Consider the following 20,728-nt stretch of genomic DNA (forward strand, 5'->3'; position numbering starts at 1 on the left):
AGGTTGGCATGACTGATTGATTCGTGTGGTGTCGAGGTTGCGATGAATGGAGTCGGAGCATGAGGAACATGTTGCGAAGCTGTGCAATCGCTTGCCTGTCCTGCTGCCTGTTCGTCTCCCGTGCGGACGCCATGTCGCATGGCCCGATCCGCCTGGACGTCAGGCAGGTCGATGGAAAACCGGCTGCTTGCCTGCCCATGAGCGACGATACCGGCTCGGAGCCGATCCGGATCAGCTGGATCGATGTGAGCCGGCAAACGGGGCCCGTCAGTCCCGTCGTGATGTACTGGGCGCTGGAGATACCGGAGCGTGCGCCGCCGGTGTATCTGCAGCGAGGCGAATGTCTCGTCTATGGTCAGGCCATGGTCGGTGCAATCGTGCGTACCCCGCCGAGGACGCTGGACCTCGACAAGTTCTACAGCATCTCGATCGTCCCGGCGGGGAATGAGGGACCGGTGTACAGCTCGTCGTTTTGCGTGATCGAGCAAGCGGGCGGCGGTATCCGCATCGCGACGCCGGGGCAGCAGGGGGAACCGTGTGCGGCGGCCGGACACTGAACCGCGCAATGGGCGTGCTCGCGTGGCTGCCGACGTGGCAGGGGAGTCGACATCGGCTGCCTGTTCTTGTATAGATTGGGGGATTCCCGTTCCCCTTTCATAGATGGCTACCGTGCCGCACTCGACTGTCCTCCTCATCGGCGCCGCCGGCCTGCTCGGCCGCGCGGTTGCCGCGTCCCTGTCCCGCGAATCGTCGTTGAACCTCGTCGCGACCATTCGAACCCCGCAAAGCGCAGGTGCAAAACGCCTGGCGCTGCCCCCGGAAAACATCGCCGAACTCGACGTCCTCGACGAGCCGGCCCTCGAACAGCTCTTCGCCACCCGCCAGCCGGCCGCGGTGATCATCTGCGCGGCCGAACGTCGCCCGGACGTCTGCGAACGCGACCCTGCCGGCGCACGCGCGATCAACGTCACCGCCCAGGCCCGCATCGGCGCGCTCGCCGCGCGCCAGGGTGCGTGGACACTCGGCATCTCCACCGACTACGTGTTCGACGGCAAGGCTGCCCCGTACCGTGAGGACGCCGCCCCGAATCCGTTGAACATCTACGGCCGCACGAAGCTGGAGGGCGAGGCGGCACTGCTCGCCGCGTCGCCGCTGTCGTGCGTGCTGCGCCTGCCGCTGCTCTACGGCCCGATCGTCGACTGGAGCGAGTCGGCCGTCACGAGCCTCGTGCCGGCGATCGTTGCCTCCGCGCGCCCGGGTGCCGACGCGGTCGGCATGGACGCCTGGGCGATCCGTTACCCGACCTATACGCCGGACGTCGCGGACGTCATCCGCGATCTCACGCTGCGGCATCTCGCGGGCGCATCGATCACGGGCATCCGTCACTGGTCGGGCGAGGAGCCGATGACGAAGTACGACATTGCGCAGCGGATCGCGGCCGCGCTCGGCATCGGCGCCGCGCTCAAGCGGATCGACCAGCCGACCGACGCGACGCCGCGCCCGTACGATTGCCATCTGGACGCATCGCGCGTGCGCGCAGCCGGGATCGATCACGCGACGCCTTTCGATATTGCGCTGCGCGCCGTGCTGCGCGATGCGCCGCAGGTGCTGTAGGATCGGGCGCCACTCGCGGCCCGCGCCGCACGAGCCGCATCTGCCCGTGGCGGCGGCCGCGCCACGCAGGCAGTTCGCGAGCGAGCACCGGCCAGCACCTCATCGCCCACCCAGGAGCCCAGCCATGCAACTGAAATGGCTCGAAGACTTCGTCGAACTCGCGCGCACGCGCAGCTTCACACGCGCAGCGGAGAACCGCTTCGTCACGCATCCGGCGTTCGGCCGCCGCATCCGGTCGCTCGAGGAATGGGTCGGCACGCGCCTGATCGCGCGCACGAAGCCGCTCGAACTGACGGCGGCCGGCACCGTTTTCCTCGATGCTGCGTCGAACGCGCTCGACATCCTGCACGGCGCCCGCACGCAGCTTCAGGAAGCGGCGCCGGTGCTGGAGAACAACCTCCGGATCGCGACCGGCCGCACGCTCTCGGCCACCTTCTTCCCCGACTGGTACGACGAGACGGTTGCGCGCGCAGGCTTCTTCACGGCGACCGTGGCGACCGGCAGCGCGGAGGAAGCGATCCTGCAGCTCACGGCCGGCGAAGCCGACATGCTGATCGTCTATTCGAGCCCGCATACGCGGCTGCTGATCGATCGCGACCGCTTCGACTGGCTGTCCGTCGCGCGCGAGGTGCTGGTGCCGGTCAGCGCGTTCGATGCGCGCGGCAGCGTGCGCTACCGGCTGCCGGCCGGGCAGGCACCGGTGCCGTGGCTCGCGTTCGCGCGCACGCTGACGCTGCGTGCGGTGCTCGCGCGGCATCTCGCCGAAATGCCGAACCGCCCGACGCTGCGGCCCGTGTACCAGGCCGACTCGTACGAAGCGATCCTCGCGATGGCGCGTCGCGGGCTCGGCCTCGCGTGGCTGCCGCAGCGGCTCGTCGCCGATGATGTCCGGCGCGGCGAGCTTGCGATCGTCGGCGGCGCCGACTGGCAGATCGGCTTCGACATCGCGCTGTACCGGCGCCGGAACGACCCGCACCCGGTACTGGACGCGATCTGGCGCACCGCGCCGTCACGCGACGACGGCGCGGCATAGCCGCCGTGCGCAACGGCGCCGGCGCCGGCGCGCCGATCGGCACGATTGCGTGCCGAAACGGCACGAACGCTGGCCCCGCGTTGCCTACACTCCGCGCTTGACTGGCCCGAACGGCCGCCGGCAACGCCGCGCGCCGTCTTTCAAAATCCTGACGGCCAGCATTACCGGAGGAGCACAGGGATGACCCACAACACGCACGCCGCGGCGCCGGCCCCACACAATCCGTGGCGCGAGATCTGCGCCGCGAGCATCGGCAACGCGCTGGAGTTCTACGATCTGCTGATCTACGGCTATTTCGCGATCGTCATCGGCCAGCTGTTCTTTCCCACGCACGACGCGGCAACCTCGCTGCTGCTGTCGGTGGGCACGTTCGGCATTTCGTTCGTCACGCGTCCGCTCGGCTCGATCGTGCTCGGCAGCTATGCGGACCGCGCAGGCCGCAAGGCGTCGCTGACGATATCGATCGGGCTGATGATGCTCGGCACCGCGATGATCGCGTTCGCGCCGACGTATGCGCAGATCGGCATCGCGTCGCCGCTGCTGATCATCGTCGCGCGGATGCTGCAGGGCTTTTCGACGGGCGGCGAATTCGGCGCGGCCACCGCGTTCATGGTCGAGCAGGCCGATGCGAAGCGGCGCGGCTTCTTCGCGAGCTGGCAGATGTCGACGCAGGGGCTCGCGACGGTGCTCGCGGCCGGCGTGTCCGCCCTGCTGAGCCTGCTGCTGACGACCGACCAGCTGCATGCGTGGGGCTGGCGCGTCGCGTTCTCGGTCGGGCTGCTGATCGGCCCGGTCGGGCTCTACATTCGCCGCAACATCGACGAACCGGCCGATTTCCGCCGGCTCGGCGAGCAAGGGCGCGCGAAGTCGCCGCTGCGCGACGTGTTCGTCCGCGACCGTGCGAACCTGCTGCTCGGCGCGGGTGTCGTCGCGACGGCCACGGCGTTCAACTACGTGCACAAGCTGTACATGCCGACGTATGCGGTCAAGCAGCTGCATATCCCGGCCACGTCGTCGTATCTCGGCGCGGTCGTCACGGGCGCGATGCTGATGATCGCCGCGCCGGTCGTCGGCCACCTGTCGGATCGTTTCGGCCGCATCCGCGTGATGCTGGTCGCGCTGATCCTGGTCGGCGTGACGACGTGGCCGTTGTTCGTGATGCTGAATCGCTATCCGACGGTCGAGACGCTGCTCGCGGTGCAGGCGCTGGTCGGCCTGCTGATCGCGGTGAGCCTCGCGCCGCTGCCGGCGCTGCTTGCGGACATCTTCCCGACGAGCACGCGCGGCACGGGCCTCGCGCTGTCGTACAACTTCTCGGTGACGCTGTTCGGCGGCTTCGCGCCGCTGATCGTGACCTGGCTGATCGACGCGACGCACAACAAGCTGGCGCCGAGTTTCTACGTGATGGCGACGGCCGTGCTCGGGATCACGTCGGTGATCTCGCTCGGCCGCCGGATGCGCGGCGCCGCTGCGGCCGCCGCCGCGACGCCGTCGACGCGCGCGACCGAGGCGTGACGCGCCGGCCCCGATCCCGGCGCAGCCGGCACCAGCCGGCTGCGCGTTTCCCGAACCCTGTTGAGCCTTTCCGACATGACCACGCTTGAAGCCATCCGCGCCGCATTGCCGGCCTATCCGATCGAAGTGGCCTTCCCCGACATCTCGCGCTGGCGCGCGGGCAATACGGGCATCGACTATCTGCATACGTTCGACAGCGGCCGGCCCGGCAAGCACGTGATGATCCTCGCGCTGACGCACGGCAACGAAGTCAGCGGCGCGATCGCGGTGGACGCGTTGCTGGCCGCGGGCCTGCGTCCGGTGGCGGGCCGCCTGTCGCTCGGCTTCGGCAACGTTGGCGCATACGAGCATTTCAGTGCGGAGAACGCCGATGCGACGCGCTACCTCGACGAGGACATGAATCGCGTGTGGACGCCTGCCGCGCTCGACGGCACGCGCGGCAGCCGCGAGCTTGTGCGTGCGCGCGCGATGCGTCCGCTGCTCGATACGGTCGACCTGCTGCTCGACATTCATTCGATGCACGAAGCGTCCGCGCCGCTGATGATGACCGGCCCGCTTGAAAAGGCGATCGCGCTGGCGGCCGCGATCGGCACGCCGGAGCACGTGATCATCGATCGCGGCCATGCGAACGGCACGCGGCTGCGCGACTACGGCGGCTTCGGCGATCCGGCGAGCGCGAAGAATGCGCTGCTGATCGAGACGGGCCAGCACTTCGCCGCGAGCGCACGCGATGTCGCGCTCGACAGCGCGGCGCGCTTCCTGCTGGATGCGGGTGTCGTTGCGCGCGACGACGTCGCGCTCTTCCTCACACAAGCCGCGCCGGTGCGGCAGAAGTTCGTCGAGATCACGGAGCCGGTCGTCGCGCGTTCGATGGACTTCCGGTTCTCGCAACCGTTCACGGGGCTCGAGGTGATCGAGCAGGCCGGCACCGAGATCGCGCGCGACGGCGACGACGTGATCGTCACGCCGTTTGACAACTGCGTGATCGTGCAACCGTCGATGCGGCATCTCGGCGTGAACGTCACGATGATGCGGCTGGGGCGATTGCTGGATCGCTGATGGTGCCGGTCGGGCCGCGCGGCAGTCCGGATGCGGCGCTGCAGCGGCGCGTTCGTCGTCCTGGCACGGAAAGGCGCTACACTGCGCGGGTTCCCGAACAGATCGGGAGCGTCAGGACGCCGGGCACGCGTGTCGAGACGGCGCGGCCATGCCGCCCGCCCGGTGCTGGCCGGCCGCCACCCGCCACGCAGCGGTGTCGCGCCCCCTGACTCATTCGAACAAATCACGAGAGAAAGAGAGGGCCCATGCTGACACGTCTTCGTATCGGACTCGACCGCGCGCGCGACCTGCGCGAAGCGGGACGACCGTCTCCCGTCCAGCCGCGCCCGCAGCCGAGCGAACTGGTCGACCTGAGCGCGAAGCGCGCGATGTGGCGTGTTGCCGTTCCGGGCCAGGCCGACTGCTACATGGCGGCGACGCCCGCCGAAACGGAGCGCTTCGTCGTGCATCTCGACGCTCAAACGTTCTACGGCCTGTGGCTCGGCACGAGCCCGAGATTTCCGCAACTGAACTCGCAGGACTGCGTGCCGCGCCGCGTCATGCCGCTCGACAGCAAGTACGCGTCGGCCACCGCCGCGTTCCGGGCCGGCCGACTCGAACCGGTGGAACTGCCGCCGGTCGGCTACTGGCTCGAGGGAGGCGGGTACGAAGTCGCGATGAGCAACGGCATGACGCGCACCTTCTGGCTGCTCGCCAACCGCGCGCGGTCGTTTCCGGTCAGCGTCGACAACGCGACCTGGGCGACGATGCTGAACAACATGGCCGGCGTCGGCGTCGCGCCGATCGCGTACCGCGAACTGTTTTCCCGGCACGCGTAGGGTGCGCGTCGCGATCCGGCGCGCCCCGCGGCGGCACCGGATCGCCATCTGGTTTGACACGCCGCGCTCGCGGCCATTAAAGTCGCATCGCGGGCCGGTGGGTCAAGCACACGCCCGGAACAGGCAGCCGATGTTCCAGGACTACGGGGCTACCCCGTGGATCAGATCGACATCCCGATGCGTCGCAAGGAGCACCGTTGCGCGTTGCGCAACGTCACTCCTCGCAGCACCTGACACGTTGACTCATCGTCCCGCCCATCGATTCCCATGCACGGCTCCCTGTTCGATTCCGTCCGCACGATTGCCGAAGCGATGCTGGCCGGCGCGCCCGAACGTGCCGGCGTCCTTTCCCGGATGGCGGCCGTGCTCGGCGGCGCGCCGCCGTGGACGCACGAAGTCGCGAATGCCGCGCTCGCACGCTTCGGCGCGCGCTGGGCCGACGTCGACATCGATACGCTCGCGGCGGATCTCGCCGATGCGCCGGCTTTCGTGCTCGCGTGGTATGGCAGCGATCGGCCCGCGCCGATCCGTGTCGTGCGGCGGCCGCTGGTCCAGCAACCGTTGCCGGCGCCGCTTGCGGGCTGCGACGTGCCGCAATGGGCGACGCCCGGCGATCTTGCCGGCTGGCTCGGCGTGAGCGCGCCGGAACTCGACTGGCTGTCCGACCACTGGCGCGTCGACGCGCGCAGCAGCGCCACGCCGTTGCATCACTACACATACGTGGCGCACGACAAGCGCAGCGGCGGGTGCCGCCTGGTCGAGATTCCGAAGGGCCGGCTGCGCGAAGCGCAGCGCCGCATCCTGCACGGGCTGCTCGATCGCATCGCGCCGCACGGCGCGGTGCACGGGTTTCGCAAGGGGCACGGGATCGTCTCGTTCGCGGCGCCGCATGCGGATCGCGATGTCGTCGTCCGTTTCGATCTTGCGGATTTCTTCGTATCGGTACGCGCCGCACGCGTTCACGCGCTGTTCGTCACGCTCGGGTATCCGGCCGAAGTCGCGCGCACGCTCACGGGGTTGTGCACCAACCGCGTACCGTCCGCGCGGCTGCTCGCGCCGGACCTGCGCGACCGGTTCGACTGGATCGGCCGCCAGCGCTATCGCGAACGGCATCTGCCGCAGGGGGCGCCGACCTCGCCGGCGCTGGCGAACCTGTGCGCGTTCCGGTTCGACATGCGGCTCGCCGCGCTCGCGCGTTCGCTCGGCGCAACCTACACGCGCTACGCGGACGATCTCGCCTTTTCCGGTGGCGGCACGCTGGCGCGCGACGTCGAGCGGCTGCAACTGCGGGTCGCCGCGATCGCACTCGAGGAAGGCTTTGCGCTGCAACTGCGCAAGACGCGCGTGATGCGGCGCGGCAGCCGGCAGCACCTGGCCGGCGTGGTCGTCAATCGTCATCCGAACCTGGCGCGCGATGAGTTCGATCTCCTGAAGGCCATCCTGACCAACTGCATCCGGAGCGGGCCGGCATTGCAGAATCGCGATGCACATCCGGACTTCCGCGCGCATCTCGCCGGGCGTGTCGCCCATGCGGCCGCGCTGAACGCGGTGCGCGGCGCGAAGCTGCGCGCGCTGTTCGACCGGATCGCGTGGGAAGCGCGCGACGTCGGCCGGTAAACGGCCGGATTCGCATCGACGCCGGTCGACGACTTATGTAGTGCGGTGCCGCGCACTGCTATCATTCGCGCCATGCCGCGCCAGTGCCATGGTGCGGCGCCGACTTGCCGCAGCCGTTCGCCGTGCCTTCGTCGCTGGCGCGCTGCGCGTTGCCGGCCCGGCTCTGTCTGTCATTGATTGACGCGCGACGTCGTTTAGTGCGTATCGCGTAAGCCGTGCCGGCTCAGGCAAACGATTCACACATTTGACAGCCCCTATTGGCGGAACTTCATGGTAGGTTCCGCCATCGGAGTTTTTTGCAAAAACATGCCCAAAGAGGATGAATACATGACCCAGGCCCTGCAGGAACTCGAAGCACAACTTCGGGACCTGAACATCAAGTTGTCGGACGCGAAGCAGAAGGAGAAGCAGGCCGCGCTCGCGGCATTCAAGGAACAGGTCGAGCTTTTGGGAATCTCGCAGCAGGAAGTGCTGAGCGCGCTCGGCTATATCGTCCAGCGAAAACGCAAGGCACCTGCCAAGTACTACGACCCGACGTCCGGCCGTTCATGGTCGGGCCGCGGCCCTCGGCCGAAATGGCTCGAAGGCAAGGATCTCGATACGCTCGCCGTCGACCGTGAGGCCAAGACCTGGTGGCCCGGAGACGACCAGAGCTGAAGCCGGCCAGGCCGCCAGGCCACCAGGCGCCGTCCGGTTCGCGCCAGCGGGCCGGCCGGCAACACCCCGCCAGCATGCTGCTTTTCATCCGGTGTCCGGCCTGACCGCGACATCGCCGGTTTCGCCGCCGACACCGGATCGCCGTTTTTCCCTCCCGTTCATTGCCCGCAGATTCCCGCCTGCCGTCCCGCAAGCGGGCGCCGCCGCATGCGCGAACCGTCGCGGCCGACACGCGCGCCGGGGCTTTGCTCGCGGGCACAGGCCTTAGAATGTCGCCGGACAATCGTGGCAGGACACCATGGCAGCAAACATGAAATCTTCGACGCTCGGCGGCCCGTCGGCCCCGCGCGTGGAGCAGGTCGGCGCGTACGCGTGGAAAGCGCTGGCCGGATCGGCGATCGGCTATGCGATGGACGGCTTCGACCTGCTGATCCTCGGCTTCATGCTGCCCGCGATCACGGCCGCGCTGCAACTGACACCCGGGCAGGGCGGCGCGCTGGTCACCTGGACGCTGATCGGCGCCGTCGCAGGCGGCATCCTGTTCGGTGCACTGAGCGACCGTTACGGGCGCGTGCGCGTGCTGACCTGGACGATCCTGCTGTTCGCGATCTTCACCGGGCTGTGCGCGTTCGCGCGCGGCTTCTGGGATCTGCTCGTCTACCGCACCATCGCGGGCATCGGGCTGGGCGGCGAGTTCGGGATCGGCATGGCGCTCGCGGCGGAAGCGTGGCCGGCCAGCAAACGCGCCCGCGTGTCGTGCTACGTCGCGCTCGGCTGGCAGGCCGGCGTGCTGCTGGCCGCCTTGCTGACGCCGTTTCTGCTGCTGCACATCGGCTGGCGCGGGATGTTCCTGGTCGGCGTGCTGCCCGCGCTGCTCGCCTGGGCGATGCGCAACAAGCTGCACGAGCCGGAGGCGTTCGTGCAGCGCGCGACGCAGCCGAAGGCCAATGCCTTCCGCCTGCTCGTCGCGGACGGGCGCACCGCGCGCACGAGCCTCGGCATCGTGATCCTGTGTTCGGTCCAGAACTTCGGCTACTACGGGATCATGATCTGGTTGCCGACCTTCCTGTCGAAACAGATGGGCTTCTCGCTGACGAAGTCGGGGTTGTGGACGGCGGCAACCGTCGTCGGGATGATGATCGGCGTCTGGGTGTTCGGGCAGCTGGCCGACCGCATCGGGCGCAAGCCGACGTTCCTGCTGTACCAGCTCGGCTCGGTCGTGACGGTCATCGCGTACGCGCAGCTGTCGGACCCGACCGCGATGCTGTGGGCCGGTGCGCTGATGGGCATGTTCGTCAACGGGATGGTCGGCGGCTACGGGACGCTGATGTCGGAAGGCTATCCGACGGCCGCGCGCGCAACCGCGCAGAACGTGCTGTGGAATATCGGTCGAGCGGTCGGCGGCTTCGGCCCGGTCGCGGTCGGCGCGCTGGCCGCGCACTACTCGTTCCAGACGGCCATCGCGCTGCTCGCCGGCCTCTACGTGCTCGACATGGTCGCGACGCTGTTCCTGATTCCCGAGCTCAAGGGCGTCGAGCTCGAATGAGCGCGGCGCTCGCGCACAACCCAACGATTTCACCGGCAACCACGATGCAACAGAAGAACAGGACGATCGGCGTGATGGGCTCGGGCAAGGCGCCGTGGCTCGCGTTTTCGGCGCCGCTCGGCGAATGGATCGCGCAGGCCGGCTTCAACCTGCTGACGGGGGGCGGGCAGGGCGTGATGCTGGCGGTCGCGCGCGCGTTCGCCGACGTGCCCGGGCGGGCCGGCCGATCGATCGGCATCCTGCCGACGCAGGCCGATCCGCTCGCGGGCTTCGTGCCGCTCGACGGTTATCCGCATCCGTTCGTCGACATCCCGATCCTCACGCCGCTGCCGCGCCGCGAGCCGGATGCGGATCCGCACACGATCAACCGCAACTACGTGAACGTGCTGAGCAGCGACCTGATCGTCGCGCTGCCGGGCGGGCACGGCACGGCCGAGGAGATTGCGCTCGCGCAGCGCTGGCGCAAGCCGCTCGTCTGCTTCGGGCCGGACGGCGCGTTTCGCGAACTCGCGGCGGGGGCCGCGTGCACGTCGTCGCTCGATGACGTGATCCGCTTCGTGGAAGACGCTTTTTCGGCGGAGCAGGTGCAGCGATAGTTCAAGCGGTCGGCGCCCCCGCACGCACCATCTCCGCTTTTGAAGCAACCGTGCCGCCGGCGCGAGCAAGCCGCCGGCGGCACGATCCGTTACTTCGGTGCGCGGCTTAGCGCCCGGTCTTCAACTGCGCCCACAGCCGGTTCTGCAGCCGGCGAATCTCGGGCGGCATCGGCTTGAGCAGCGTCATCTTGCTCAACACGTCGTCGCCCGGATACACCGACGGGTCACGCGCGATCGCGGGCTTCACGTACTGGCGCGCGGCCTTGTTCGCGGTCGGGTAGAACACCGCGTTGGTGATGCCCGCATTGACCTTCGGATCCTGAACGTAGTTGATCCACTTCAGCGCGGCGTCGCGGTTCGGCGCGTCCTTCGGGATCACCATCATGTCGAACCACAGCAGCCCGCCTTCCTTCGGATTCGCGAAGCGGATCTCGTACGGGCGCTTCGCTTCGGCGGTGCGGCGGTGTGCGATGCCGATGTCGCCCGAGTAGCCGAGCGACACGCACAGGTCGTTGTTCGCGAGATCGTTGATGTAGCCCGACGAGTTGAACTGCGTGATGTACGGGCGCACCTTCTTCAGCACCTCGAACGCGGCATGATAGTCGGCCGGGTTCGTGCTGTTCGGGTCCTTGCCCATGTACTGCAGCGTGGCCGCGAACACGTCGACGGCCTGGTCGAGGAACGACACGCCGCAGCTCTTCAGCTTGGCCATGTTGGCCGGATCGAACACCAGCGCCCAGCTGTCGACCGGCGCCTTGTCGCCGAGCGCCTTCTTCACGGCCTGCACGTTGTAGCCGATGCCGTCGGTACCGTATGCCCAGGGCACGCCGTACTGGTTGCCCGGATCGGCATCGGCGACCATCTTCATCAGCAGCGGATCGAGGTTCGACAGGTTCGGCAGCTTCGACTTGTCGAGCGGCTGGTAGACGCTCGCCTGGATCTGCTTGGCCATGTAGTTCGACGTCGGCACGACGATGTCGTAGCCGGAATTCCCCGACAGCAGTTTCGCCTGCAGCGTGTCGTCGTTGTCGTAGTTGTCGTAGCGGACGTGGAGGCCCGTCTGCTTCTGGAAGTTCGGGATCGTGTCCGGCGCGATGTAGTCGGACCAGTTGTAGATGTTCAGTTCGCCGGCCGCGTGGGCGGCCGTGCCGGCGGCCGCGGCGACCGCCAGGATGGCGGCGGTTGCAAGGGCGCGGCGAAGCGTGCGGATTCGCATGAAGAAGTCTTCCATTTCGGTGCGCGTGTCGAGCCGCGAGGCGCGGGTCGTTGCGCGATGGTTCATCGGATGAAGCGGGCGTGCGCGACCGCCGTGCGCCGCGAGCGAATGCGGTGCGCGACGATCAGGAGTCCGTTCGATCTCGGGCCGGGCTGCGCGAAAGCGAAGCGCGGGACGATCCCGTCACCGGTCGGGCGACACGGCGAGCAGGTCGAACGGATACAGGGAAGGGGGCGAGCGCTAAGGCAGCAACGATGCCACGTCGTCGGTATGGATCGCGACGTAGGCACGCGCGGCGACGGCGTTGTGGCGGCGAACGGAACGGCGGGACAGGATGGTGTAGATCGACAGGGACAGGCGAGGACTTTGCCCGCCGTCACTGTCGTCGGAGGACGCGATCGCGGCGCGCAGGTGTCGCGCATCGCCTCGTCTCCACCGCACCAGCGGGCCACGGAATCTCACGATTACTCTCGACCGGGTTGTTGAAAGTATTGAACACCTGGCGGTTTGCCAGCGACTGCCGTTTCAGGCTTCGGTCATCGCGTTTGCCGCAGGGCGGCATCGGCTTCGTGACACGCGTTGAAAGCTTGGCGAACCACCGAATCGCCGAAACATGACGCTTCCGTGAATCATCAGGTAAATCGCTGTAAGGATGTCTCCGGATTTTCCCTAGTGATTCGAAGGCCGATGGATGCGCGTGGCGTGAGGGTGATGACGGGCGAATCGTGCAAGCGAGGCTGTCTTGCCGGTCAGGACAGGCGCGAAGTGATGAGAATATTCGACGGCTTGCTGCCCGGGTTGCGCCCCGACACGACATTGCTCAGGCTGTCGCGGCCCGGTTGGCGGGCCGGAAACCGGGCGACGGGACGTCGTCGATAACGGCAGCCATCGCACGGCGTCCCTGACTTACTTCATCGTGTCTTCCGCGGCGCGCGCGACCACGACCTTGCCGGTCATGCCGCCGCCTTCCACCAGACGATGCGCATCGCGCAACTGCGCCCCGTCGAACCTCAGCCGCCGGACGGCCCGGGCCGGCTGAAGCGCTGCTCGACCACCTCGGTGCCCCATTGCGTGCCCGCGGATTCACGGGTCAGCGTGAAGCCGAACGACTCGTACAGATGGCGCGCCGAATCCAGGCCCTTGAACGTCCACAGGCAGGTTTCGCGAAAGCGCCGCGCGTCGACGAAGCGCATGGCTTCCGTCATGAGCCGGCGCCCGATGCCGGACCCGCGCAACGCGTCGTTCACGATGAACCATCGCAGGTGCGCGACGCCCGTTGCCGGGTCGCCGTCGATCACGAGCGACGCGAGGGTCCGTCCGTCTTCCTGGCACAGCCAAAGCGCCTTGCCGTCGGCCGGCAGCGCACCGGCGAACTCGGCCAGCTCGGTCGCCACCCGCTTTTCGAAAAAGGCGCCGAAGCCCCAGTGTTCCGAATAGAAGCGCGCGTGCAGGCTCGCGATATCGCCGATGCAGCCCGGCTGGTAGCCTTCGCGGATCGAGGGCGCATCGGGTGTGGCGGCGGACGCCTTGGCGGCGTTGTCCTGCGCGAGCGCATCGGCATACAGCGCGAGCGAGCGCAGCAGCGCCTGCTGGTCGGCGGGCACCATGCGGCGCAGCGCATTCGACACCTGATCGGTCGCGAAGGTGTCGATTCTTTTCTGGAGCTTTTTCCCCTCGGCGGTCAGGTACAGCTCGGTCGCGCGCGCATCGTCGCTCGACACGCGCCGCTCCACGACTCCGGCCGCCTCGAGCCGCGCGAGTTGCCGGCTCGTGTTCGATTTGTCCAGCCGCAGGATGTTGCCCAGATCGCGGGCATTGATGCCGGGCGCCGTCCCGATCTCGAGGATCGCGTGAACGGCCGAAGGCGCCCAGTCGCTGTCGGCCAGCGTCGCGCGCATGAAGCCGAGCTCGCGAACCAGTTTGCGGGAGAAGTCGCGCAGCTCGAGGATGGTCGCTTCGCGAGGCTTGGCGGGAGCGTCGATGAGGTCCATGGTTGCCCTGAAAAGGTTGCGGATCGCAATCAATAATAGTTGCGAGTCGCAACTTGATCAAGGAGGCGTTTCATGTGGACGGGTGGTGCCGAGGGGGCACTCCCGGAGGTCGGTGTCGGCGCGGATCAAGGGGGAGCAGAGGGGCGGGCGGCAAGTGGTACTGGCGCGGATGGCGGCGTGCCGCGAACTGGACGCATACTCGATGCATCCGGCCTGCCAGCCATGCGAGCACGGGCGTCGGCCGGTCATCGATCCGCGGCCGCGGACAACGGAGCCACCATGAACAATCTGAAGCCGATGACGATTGCGTTGCTTGCCGGATGCGGCATCAGCGCCGGCGCGGCCTACGCTGCCGGCAGCATGGATGCGCCGCCTTGCAGCGCGGCGCATGCGGCGGATCAGGGCGGGATCGCCGCGATGCCGGGCACGTCGGTCCGCAGCTTTTCGACCGCCGGTTGCTCGGGCGCGGTGCTGCAGGGCGAACAGGCCACCGCGACGGTCGACGGCGACCGGGTCGAGCTGCGGGACGGTACCGTCTATGTGAACGGCCGTTCGTACGGTGCGGTCACGCCCGCGCAGACGGTCGAATACGAAGCCGCGCACGACCGGCGCACGTTGAAGGTCGACGGGAAAGTCCGCACGCCGGTGCGCTGAGTCGCGCATCGCGGCTCAGGCACGCGGCGCCGCGCCTATTCGACCAGTGTCAGCCGGCCGTCGCTGAGCCGCACCTCGCGCCCGATCCACGCCGCATCGACGCGCGGCAGCACGGCCGACGGCTTGCGCAGCTCGCGCAGCAGCGTCGCGCCGTGCGACAGCCGGCCGCCCATCCGCGCGATCACGGCGCGCGCGGCCTGGTACTGCGCATGCCGGCCCGGGTCGAGCGTGTCTTCCAGCAGGATGTCGTGGCCGAGCACACCTTGCGTGTGGCCCGGATAGATCATGAAGCCGGCCGCCTCGTCGGTGCCTTCGCTGCCGTCCTGCCAGAAGCTGCCGTTGCGTTCGCGGCGCTCGGGATGCGGGGCGAACCACGCGTCGCGGTCGGCGGCCGGCATCGCGTGATGCAGGCGGAAGAACACCCGCATCAGGTTGTCGCGATACCACTCGCGCACCTGCAGATACCAGCCGCGCATGCCGGGCGCGCCGAGCGTGTGGAGCACGCGGACCGGCAGCGGCCAGTCGGGAAACGCCTGCAGCGGCAGGCTGACGGGGGCGGGCCGCGTGGTGCCCGGATCGGTTTCCCACGGCAGGCGATGCGGGCTGTCGTCGAGCTGGCCGTATGCGGTTGGCGGACGGCCCCACAGTGCGCCGCCGCTGCTGGCCAGCGATGACGCGATGCACAGGTTGCCCTGCACGACGAATACATAGAAGCGCGTGAACCAGTCGGCCAGTTGCTGGCCGTCGGCGCGTCGCTCGACGAGCGTCGCGAGTTCGCGGTCGAAGCGCTGCAAGCCGCGCTCGAGCGTCGGCAGATGCCCGCGCGCAACGCGCAGCATGCGCCAGAACACCGGCAGCGAACGCAGCAGCCGCAGCGGTCGCCAGCGCAGCGGCGGCGTCGCGCCGCCGATCTCGCCGCTGTAGTTGCCGGCCGACACGCCCCAGTCGGCGAGGCGGGCGAGGAACAGGTCGTTGTTGATGTACGACGCACCGCCATAGAGTGCGGTAAATGGTTCGTTGTCCTGCAGTACGCGTGCATCCCAGCGCGCCATGATGGCCGGGATGCTGCCGGCCGCGCGCCGTTGCGCATACTCGACCAGACGGCTCGGCTGCGGCGGCAGGATCTCGGCGATGTTCGCGGCGGTCAGGTGCCGGTGCCAGCCGTAGCTGCTGATCGGGCGGTACTGCAGCAGCCACAGCTGCTTGCCGTCCCACGCCCATTCGACATCGCCCGGCACGTAGTGGAACGCGCGCAGCACGCGCTGCAGGAAGTCCCACAGCTGCGTCGCGCTCAGGCCGTGCGCGGTCGGGAACGTGCCGCGTTGCCAGGGCTCGCCGAGCCGCGACAGGATCGCGCGCTGTGGGCTGGCTTGTCCGTCGGCGAGCGTTTCGAGGTGGCCTTCCACCCATTCGACTTCGACGGCGAGATGACGCACGAACGCGATACCCGACAGCGCGGGCGTGATGAAGCGCTGTACGACCGTTTCCTCGAGGCCACCGTCGAGCAGCTCGGCCACGCGCGCGGCCGCTTGCGCTGCCGGTACGCGCAGGAACGTGGTGTGCAGGCCGGCGTTGGCCGCATCGGCCTGGTCTTCTCCGTGGCTCGACGAGCGGATCGCCCACTCGGCGTCGGGCTGGCTCGCGAGAAAGCCGGGCAGGCGCGGATCGTCGGCACGGGTCAGCGACAGCGCGGGCGGCACGGGCAGGCCGGCCATCGTGGCCAGCGCCAGGCGCCCGCCCTTGGTGTGCGCGACGAAGCCGGCGTCGCCCGCTTCGAGCCACTGCGCGAACGCCGCCGGCGTGTCGATCCACGGATAGTGTCCCCAGCCGGCCTGCAGCGTGACGGTGAGGTCGGTGCGCGCGAGGATGGCCGACCACGCGGCGGCCTGGCGCACGCCGAGCACGTTGTCCTGGTCGCCCCACACGAGTTCGATGCGATCGGTGACCCACTCGAGCAGCGGTAGCGCGGTATCGGCGCGCACGAGATCCCAGTGCGGCAGGAACGCGCGGCAACGCGCATAGCCGGCGCCCATGCGGCGGTACTGGGCGCGCGTCCAGGTCAGGTTCGAGAACTTGCGGGCGAACAGCGCCGGGTAGTGCGCGAGCAGCCAGTGGATGGTCTTGCGCAGCGGTGTCGGCGCCATCAGTTTCGGCAGGCGCCGTTCCCACAGGAACGCACCGACGGGCGCGAGCAGGACGCTGCGGCTGAAGTGGCCGGGGCGCCGCTGCAGCGCGTGCAGCACCAGCAGCGCATTCACGCCGACCGCCATGATCGCGTGGCCCGGTTCGGTCGCATCCAGCAGCGCTTGCGCATACGCGGCGAGATCGTCGCAGGGCGGCGCGGGGTTGTCGCCGAAGCCCGGCAGTTCCAGCGGCACGGGCCGGTAATGCCGGAAGTGGGGCAGTGCATCGTCCCACCAGTCGGCCGCGCTGCCGTTGCCGGCGAGGAGGTACAGGATCGGTTTGCTCATGGAGGCTGGATCGGCGGGCGATCGTCGCGATGGCACACGCCCGGGCAGGGCGATGCCATCGGCGGATGCCGCGGGTCTTGTTCGCGTTGCGCCGGTGCGAGTGGAATGGAAGGGCGGCCCGCTCGGCTTGATGCTTGATTGTTGCCGGCATTCTACGCGAGTCGATTTCATTCGATTCGCGATTCATTCCGCGCGTCGGATTTTTCGATACGTGACCGATAGATGTGATCGGTTGTCGATTGGACGAAATGAGTCGAAGCCGGTGAATGATCCGGATCGAATCGCACACTTCGCGTGAACTGAGAAAGTAGAATCAGGCCGCTGGAATTCACCAAGCCGGATTCGAGGAATGAAAATGAAAAGACGCTGGATCGCGGGCGCATGGCTTGCGTTCGTCGCAAGCGGTGCGTGGGCCGGGAACTGGACCACGCTTGGCCCGGGCCCGGCTATCGCGCTCTATGTGGATCCCGCTTCCGTCGAGCGTCATCCGCTCAATTCGTGGGTGACGGTCAAGATCGTTTATGCCGAGCCGCGCCGTTACTCGGCGCCGTTTCCGGTGAAGCGCCTCGTTTCCGATTGGTCGTTCGACTGCGAGAACAAGACCTGGGCGATGGGCAAGACCAGCATGGTCGGAGCGCAGCCGGGCGAGGTCTACGTATCTCGCGAAGATTCGGATGATTACCGGTATGCCGAGCGCGACTCCATTCAGACGCTGGTCATGGATTACGTCTGCGGGAAACGCGGATGATGGAAATGGCGTCCGCTCGCCGGTTCCGGTTTGACGGTTTCCAGTTGAAGGCGGGTCAAGCGGCGTGTAATCGCCGGGCCTGGCCGCATTTTTCTCATCGCGCACGGCACCGATTCGCTTGCCCGTGCCCATGCCCGTGCCGGTGCGATGGTGCACCGGCACGGCGACGAATCAATGCGTGGCGCTTGCAGCGACCGCGTCGGCAGGGCTGCCGGGCGGCTGGCCCGTCTGCCGGCGCGAGCGACCCGAGCTGAGGTAAGCGGCGATCGAGTCCTGCGTGATCTCGCCGAGCCAGGCACCGTCGGGGTCGAGCACCGGCATCCACGACGCGCTGTACTGGTACATCTTCGACAGCACGATGCGCAGATTGTCGTCCGCCGCGACGCCGGCCGGGAAGGGCGTCACGCGCTCGCCGCACACGCCGCCGTCGGTGCGCGCCGCGCGGCGCGTCACGTAGCCGAGCGCGCGGCCCGCATCGTCGAGCACGGTCAGGTAGCGGCAATCGGTTTCGTCCATCACGGCGAGCGCGTGTGCCAGCGGCGTATCGACCCGTGCCGTTTCGGGCTGCGTGGCGGCGTCGCCGGCCTTCACGAGCAGCAGACGCTTGAGCGTGCTGTCCTGGCCCACGAACTGCGCGACGAATTCGTCGCGCGGGCGGGCGAGCAGCGTGTCGGGGTGATCGTATTGCACGAGCTGGCCGCGCCGGAACACGGCGATGCGATCGCCCAGCTTGATCGCTTCGTCGATATCGTGGCTGACCATGATCACGGTCTTGTTCAGTTGCCGCTGCATCTGGAAAAACTCGTTCTGGATCGATTCGCGATTGATCGGATCGACCGCGCCGAACGGCTCGTCCATCAGCAGCACCGGCGGATCGGCGGCCAGCGCGCGGATCACGCCGATACGCTGCTGCTGCCCGCCCGAGAGTTCGCGCGGATAGCGTTTCAGGTACAGCTTCGGATCGAGCGCGACCATCGCCATCAGGTCGCGCGCGCGTTCGGCGCAGCGCTTCTTGTCCCAGCCCAGCAGGCGCGGCACGACGGTGATGTTTTCCTCGATCGTCATGTTCGGGAACAACCCGATCTGCTGGATCACGTAGCCGATGTGGCGCCGCAGGTCGACCTCATTCAGCTGCGCGGTATCCTCGCCGTTGATCAGCACGCGGCCGGACGTGGGGGCGATCAGCCGGTTGATCATCTTCAGCGTGGTGGTCTTGCCGCAGCCCGACGGGCCGAGGAACACGCAGATTTCCCCCTCGGCCACCGACAGGCTCACGGCGTCGACGGCGCGCACGGCCTGGCCGTCCTTGCGGGTGAAGGTCTTGGTCAGTTGGTCGAGTTCGATCATGTCTTCTGCACTCCCTTCGGTGTCAATGCCCGCTGCAGCATCTGCAGGAGCCGGTCGGCGACGATCGCGAGCAGGCTCACGAGCACCGCGCCCACCAGCAGTTTCATCATGCTGCTCTGGCCGATGGCGCGCAGGATCAGCGTGCCGAGCCCGCCCGCGCCGACCACGGCGGCGATCGTCATCACGCCGATGTTCATCACGACCGCGGTGCGCACGCCCGCGAGAATCACCGGCACCGCCAGCGGCAGGTCGACGAGCCGCAGGCGCTGCCACGCGGTCATGCCGATGCCGGTGCCGGCTTCCTTGATGCCCGCATCCACGTTGTGCAGCGCGAGGTAGGTGTTGCGCATGATCGGCAGCAGCGAATACAGGAACACGGCGGTGATCGCGGGGGCGGCGCCGATCCCCTGGCCGAAGCGCGAGAAGAACGGGATCATCAGGCCGAACAGTGCGATGGACGGCAGCGTGAGCACGATGGTCGCGACGCCGAGCAGCGGCCCGGCGAGCCAGTCGTGGCGGTTGATCAGGATGCCGAGCGGCACGCCGGCCACGATCGCGCAGCCTACGGCGATGCCGACCAGCCAGATGTGCTGCAGCGTGAGCTGCAGCAGTTCGGGCCAGCTCGACGCGAGATAGTCGAATACGCTCATCAGAATTTGCTCCGAGAAACCCCGCCATTTCCCCCAAGGGGACTTCCTTCGGGGCGGATGGCGGGAAGGAAGGGAATGCTGTTGACAGGCAGCTTCTTCCACGGGTTAGGATCACCGGCATGATCCTTGTCTACCGCTACCGCGTGAAGTCGCTCAACGGACTGCTCAACAAGCAGAGCCGTGCGGTGAACTACGTCTGGAACTTCTGCAATGACACGCAGAAGCATGCGCTCAAGTGGAGCAAGAAGTGGCCGACGGGTTTCGACTTGAATGTGTTCACTACTGGTAGCAGCAAGGAACTCGGCATTCACTCCGGCACGGTCAACGCAACGTGCGAGCAATATGCGAAGTCGCGCAGTCAGCACCGTCGCCCTTACCTGCGCTACCGCGGCAGGAAATCGCTGGGCTGGGTGCCGCTGAAGGGGCGCGACCTGAAGCGCGAGGGTGACGCGTTCCGTTTCGCCGGCAACACCTTCCGCGTATTCAACAGCCGAGCGCTTCCCGAAGGCAAGATCAAGGACGGGACCAACTTTGCGCAGGATGCACGCGGCAACTGGTTTCTCAACATCGTGATCGAGATGCCCGATGTGCAGGCCCGTCCAATCCGTTCCGGCGTCGGTATCGATCTCGGCCTGAAAGACTTCGCCACACTTTCGACCGGCGAGAAGCTGCCCAATGACCCGTTCGGTCGACGAGCGGCGGAAAAGCTGGCGAAAGCGCAACGGGCGCGAAAGCACAGGCGGCATATCGCGAAGCTGCACGCCAAGGTGGCGAATGCCCGCGCCGACTTCCAGCACAAGCTCGCGCTCGATCTGATACGACGCTTCGATTACATCGCGGTTGGCAACGTGTCGGCCGCGAAACTCGCCAGAACCAGGATGGCGAAGAGCGTCTACGACGCATCCTGGTCGTCCTTCCGGGACAGGCTCCGTTACAAGGCGATCGCGCACGGAGCCACGTTCGAGGAAGTCGACGAAAGCGGTTCTACCCAGTTCTGTTCGGCGTGCGGGTCGCAAGACAGCACGACGCGGCCGAAAGGTATCGCGGGACTGCGAATAAGAGAGTGGGCCTGCAGTGGATGTGGTGTCGTGCATGATCGTGATATCAACGCTGCGCTGAACATTCTCCGATGCGGACGTGCATCGCCAGGTGTGGGAATCTTCCGCCTTTAGGCGGAGGAGGACGTCAACGGTTCT

At 67.7% G+C, this 20,728-nt stretch carries 19 protein-coding genes; 13 read left to right on the forward strand and 6 right to left on the reverse strand.

Annotated features, from left to right (window positions below; all coding sequences use genetic code 11):
* Window positions 1-59: 59 nt before the first annotated feature.
* From QZM67_RS06950 to QZM67_RS06995, 10 genes are all read left to right on the forward strand, one after another.
* On the forward strand, window positions 60-557 hold the full coding sequence (locus QZM67_RS06950) for a hypothetical protein (RefSeq protein ID WP_301801480.1): 498 nt from the start codon (window positions 60-62) through the stop codon (window positions 555-557).
* A gap of 103 nt (window positions 558-660) precedes the next feature.
* Complete coding sequence (locus QZM67_RS06955) at window positions 661-1,614, forward strand: SDR family oxidoreductase (protein ID WP_301801481.1); 954 nt, start codon at window positions 661-663, stop codon at window positions 1,612-1,614.
* A 124-nt stretch (window positions 1,615-1,738) separates the two neighbouring features.
* A complete protein-coding gene (locus QZM67_RS06960; protein WP_089454534.1) occupies window positions 1,739-2,647 on the forward strand; it encodes a LysR family transcriptional regulator in 909 nt (302 codons plus the stop codon).
* Between the two features lie 180 nt (window positions 2,648-2,827).
* Window positions 2,828-4,162, forward strand: a complete 1,335-nt coding sequence (locus QZM67_RS06965; protein WP_175020864.1) for an MFS transporter — start codon at window positions 2,828-2,830, stop codon at window positions 4,160-4,162.
* Between the two features lie 75 nt (window positions 4,163-4,237).
* Window positions 4,238-5,221 carry a succinylglutamate desuccinylase/aspartoacylase family protein gene (locus tag QZM67_RS06970; RefSeq protein WP_301801482.1) on the forward strand — a complete coding sequence of 328 codons (984 nt, stop codon included), beginning with the start codon at window positions 4,238-4,240 and terminating at the stop codon, window positions 5,219-5,221.
* Between the two features lie 245 nt (window positions 5,222-5,466).
* Complete coding sequence (locus QZM67_RS06975) at window positions 5,467-6,039, forward strand: Osa protein (protein ID WP_301801483.1); 573 nt, start codon at window positions 5,467-5,469, stop codon at window positions 6,037-6,039.
* A 267-nt stretch (window positions 6,040-6,306) separates the two neighbouring features.
* Window positions 6,307-7,656 (forward strand): reverse transcriptase family protein, encoded by a 1,350-nt coding sequence (locus QZM67_RS06980; protein WP_301801484.1) that lies wholly within the window; start codon window positions 6,307-6,309, stop codon window positions 7,654-7,656.
* 327 nt (window positions 7,657-7,983) lie between these two features.
* Window positions 7,984-8,313 carry an H-NS family nucleoid-associated regulatory protein gene (locus tag QZM67_RS06985; protein WP_175020860.1) on the forward strand — a complete coding sequence of 110 codons (330 nt, stop codon included), beginning with the start codon at window positions 7,984-7,986 and terminating at the stop codon, window positions 8,311-8,313.
* Between the two features lie 298 nt (window positions 8,314-8,611).
* Window positions 8,612-9,859 carry an MFS transporter gene (locus QZM67_RS06990; protein ID WP_301801485.1) on the forward strand — a complete coding sequence of 416 codons (1,248 nt, stop codon included), beginning with the start codon at window positions 8,612-8,614 and terminating at the stop codon, window positions 9,857-9,859.
* Window positions 9,860-9,903: 44 nt separating this feature from the next.
* The gene (locus QZM67_RS06995; protein WP_235995737.1) at window positions 9,904-10,455 is read left to right on the forward strand and encodes a DNA-binding protein; all 552 of its coding nucleotides are present in this window, start codon (window positions 9,904-9,906) and stop codon (window positions 10,453-10,455) included.
* Between the two features lie 106 nt (window positions 10,456-10,561).
* Here QZM67_RS06995 and QZM67_RS07000 read toward each other — a convergent pair whose 3' ends face one another.
* The 3 genes from QZM67_RS07000 to QZM67_RS07010 form a co-directional block, all read right to left on the reverse strand.
* The gene (locus tag QZM67_RS07000) at window positions 10,562-11,671 is read right to left on the reverse strand and encodes a polyamine ABC transporter substrate-binding protein (RefSeq protein ID WP_175020955.1); all 1,110 of its coding nucleotides are present in this window, start codon (window positions 11,669-11,671) and stop codon (window positions 10,562-10,564) included.
* A 240-nt stretch (window positions 11,672-11,911) separates the two neighbouring features.
* Entirely contained in the window at window positions 11,912-12,133 is a 222-nt protein-coding gene (locus QZM67_RS07005; protein ID WP_089454528.1) for a hypothetical protein, read from the reverse strand.
* A 548-nt stretch (window positions 12,134-12,681) separates the two neighbouring features.
* Entirely contained in the window at window positions 12,682-13,662 is a 981-nt protein-coding gene (locus tag QZM67_RS07010; RefSeq protein WP_301801486.1) for a helix-turn-helix domain-containing GNAT family N-acetyltransferase, read from the reverse strand.
* Window positions 13,663-13,941: 279 nt separating this feature from the next.
* On the opposite strand from QZM67_RS07010, the gene QZM67_RS07015 reads away from it, so the two are divergent.
* Window positions 13,942-14,316, forward strand: a complete 375-nt coding sequence (locus QZM67_RS07015; protein WP_301801487.1) for a sugar ABC transporter ATPase — start codon at window positions 13,942-13,944, stop codon at window positions 14,314-14,316.
* 35 nt (window positions 14,317-14,351) lie between these two features.
* Here QZM67_RS07015 and QZM67_RS07020 read toward each other — a convergent pair whose 3' ends face one another.
* The gene (locus QZM67_RS07020) at window positions 14,352-16,787 is read right to left on the reverse strand and encodes a PEP-utilizing enzyme (RefSeq protein WP_301801488.1); all 2,436 of its coding nucleotides are present in this window, start codon (window positions 16,785-16,787) and stop codon (window positions 14,352-14,354) included.
* Between the two features lie 349 nt (window positions 16,788-17,136).
* On the opposite strand from QZM67_RS07020, the gene QZM67_RS07025 reads away from it, so the two are divergent.
* Window positions 17,137-17,535, forward strand: coding sequence for a surface-adhesin E family protein (locus QZM67_RS07025; RefSeq protein WP_301801489.1), 399 nt, complete (start codon window positions 17,137-17,139; stop codon window positions 17,533-17,535).
* A gap of 171 nt (window positions 17,536-17,706) precedes the next feature.
* Here QZM67_RS07025 and QZM67_RS07030 read toward each other — a convergent pair whose 3' ends face one another.
* Together QZM67_RS07030 and QZM67_RS07035 are read right to left on the reverse strand one after the other, a co-directional pair.
* Entirely contained in the window at window positions 17,707-18,882 is a 1,176-nt protein-coding gene (locus tag QZM67_RS07030; protein WP_301801490.1) for an ABC transporter ATP-binding protein, read from the reverse strand.
* Window positions 18,879-19,532 carry an ABC transporter permease gene (locus tag QZM67_RS07035; RefSeq protein WP_043184058.1) on the reverse strand — a complete coding sequence of 218 codons (654 nt, stop codon included), beginning with the start codon at window positions 19,530-19,532 and terminating at the stop codon, window positions 18,879-18,881. The genes QZM67_RS07030 and QZM67_RS07035 overlap by 4 nt, the downstream gene beginning before the upstream one ends.
* A 119-nt stretch (window positions 19,533-19,651) precedes the next feature.
* On the opposite strand from QZM67_RS07035, the gene QZM67_RS07040 reads away from it, so the two are divergent.
* Window positions 19,652-20,704: an RNA-guided endonuclease TnpB family protein gene (locus tag QZM67_RS07040; protein WP_175020851.1), complete on the forward strand. Its 1,053-nt coding sequence runs from the start codon at window positions 19,652-19,654 to the stop codon at window positions 20,702-20,704.
* Window positions 20,705-20,728 lie beyond the last annotated feature (24 nt).

Source organism: Burkholderia sp. AU45251, assembly GCF_030482905.1.
Classification (GTDB): Bacteria; Pseudomonadota; Gammaproteobacteria; order Burkholderiales; family Burkholderiaceae; genus Burkholderia; species Burkholderia aenigmatica.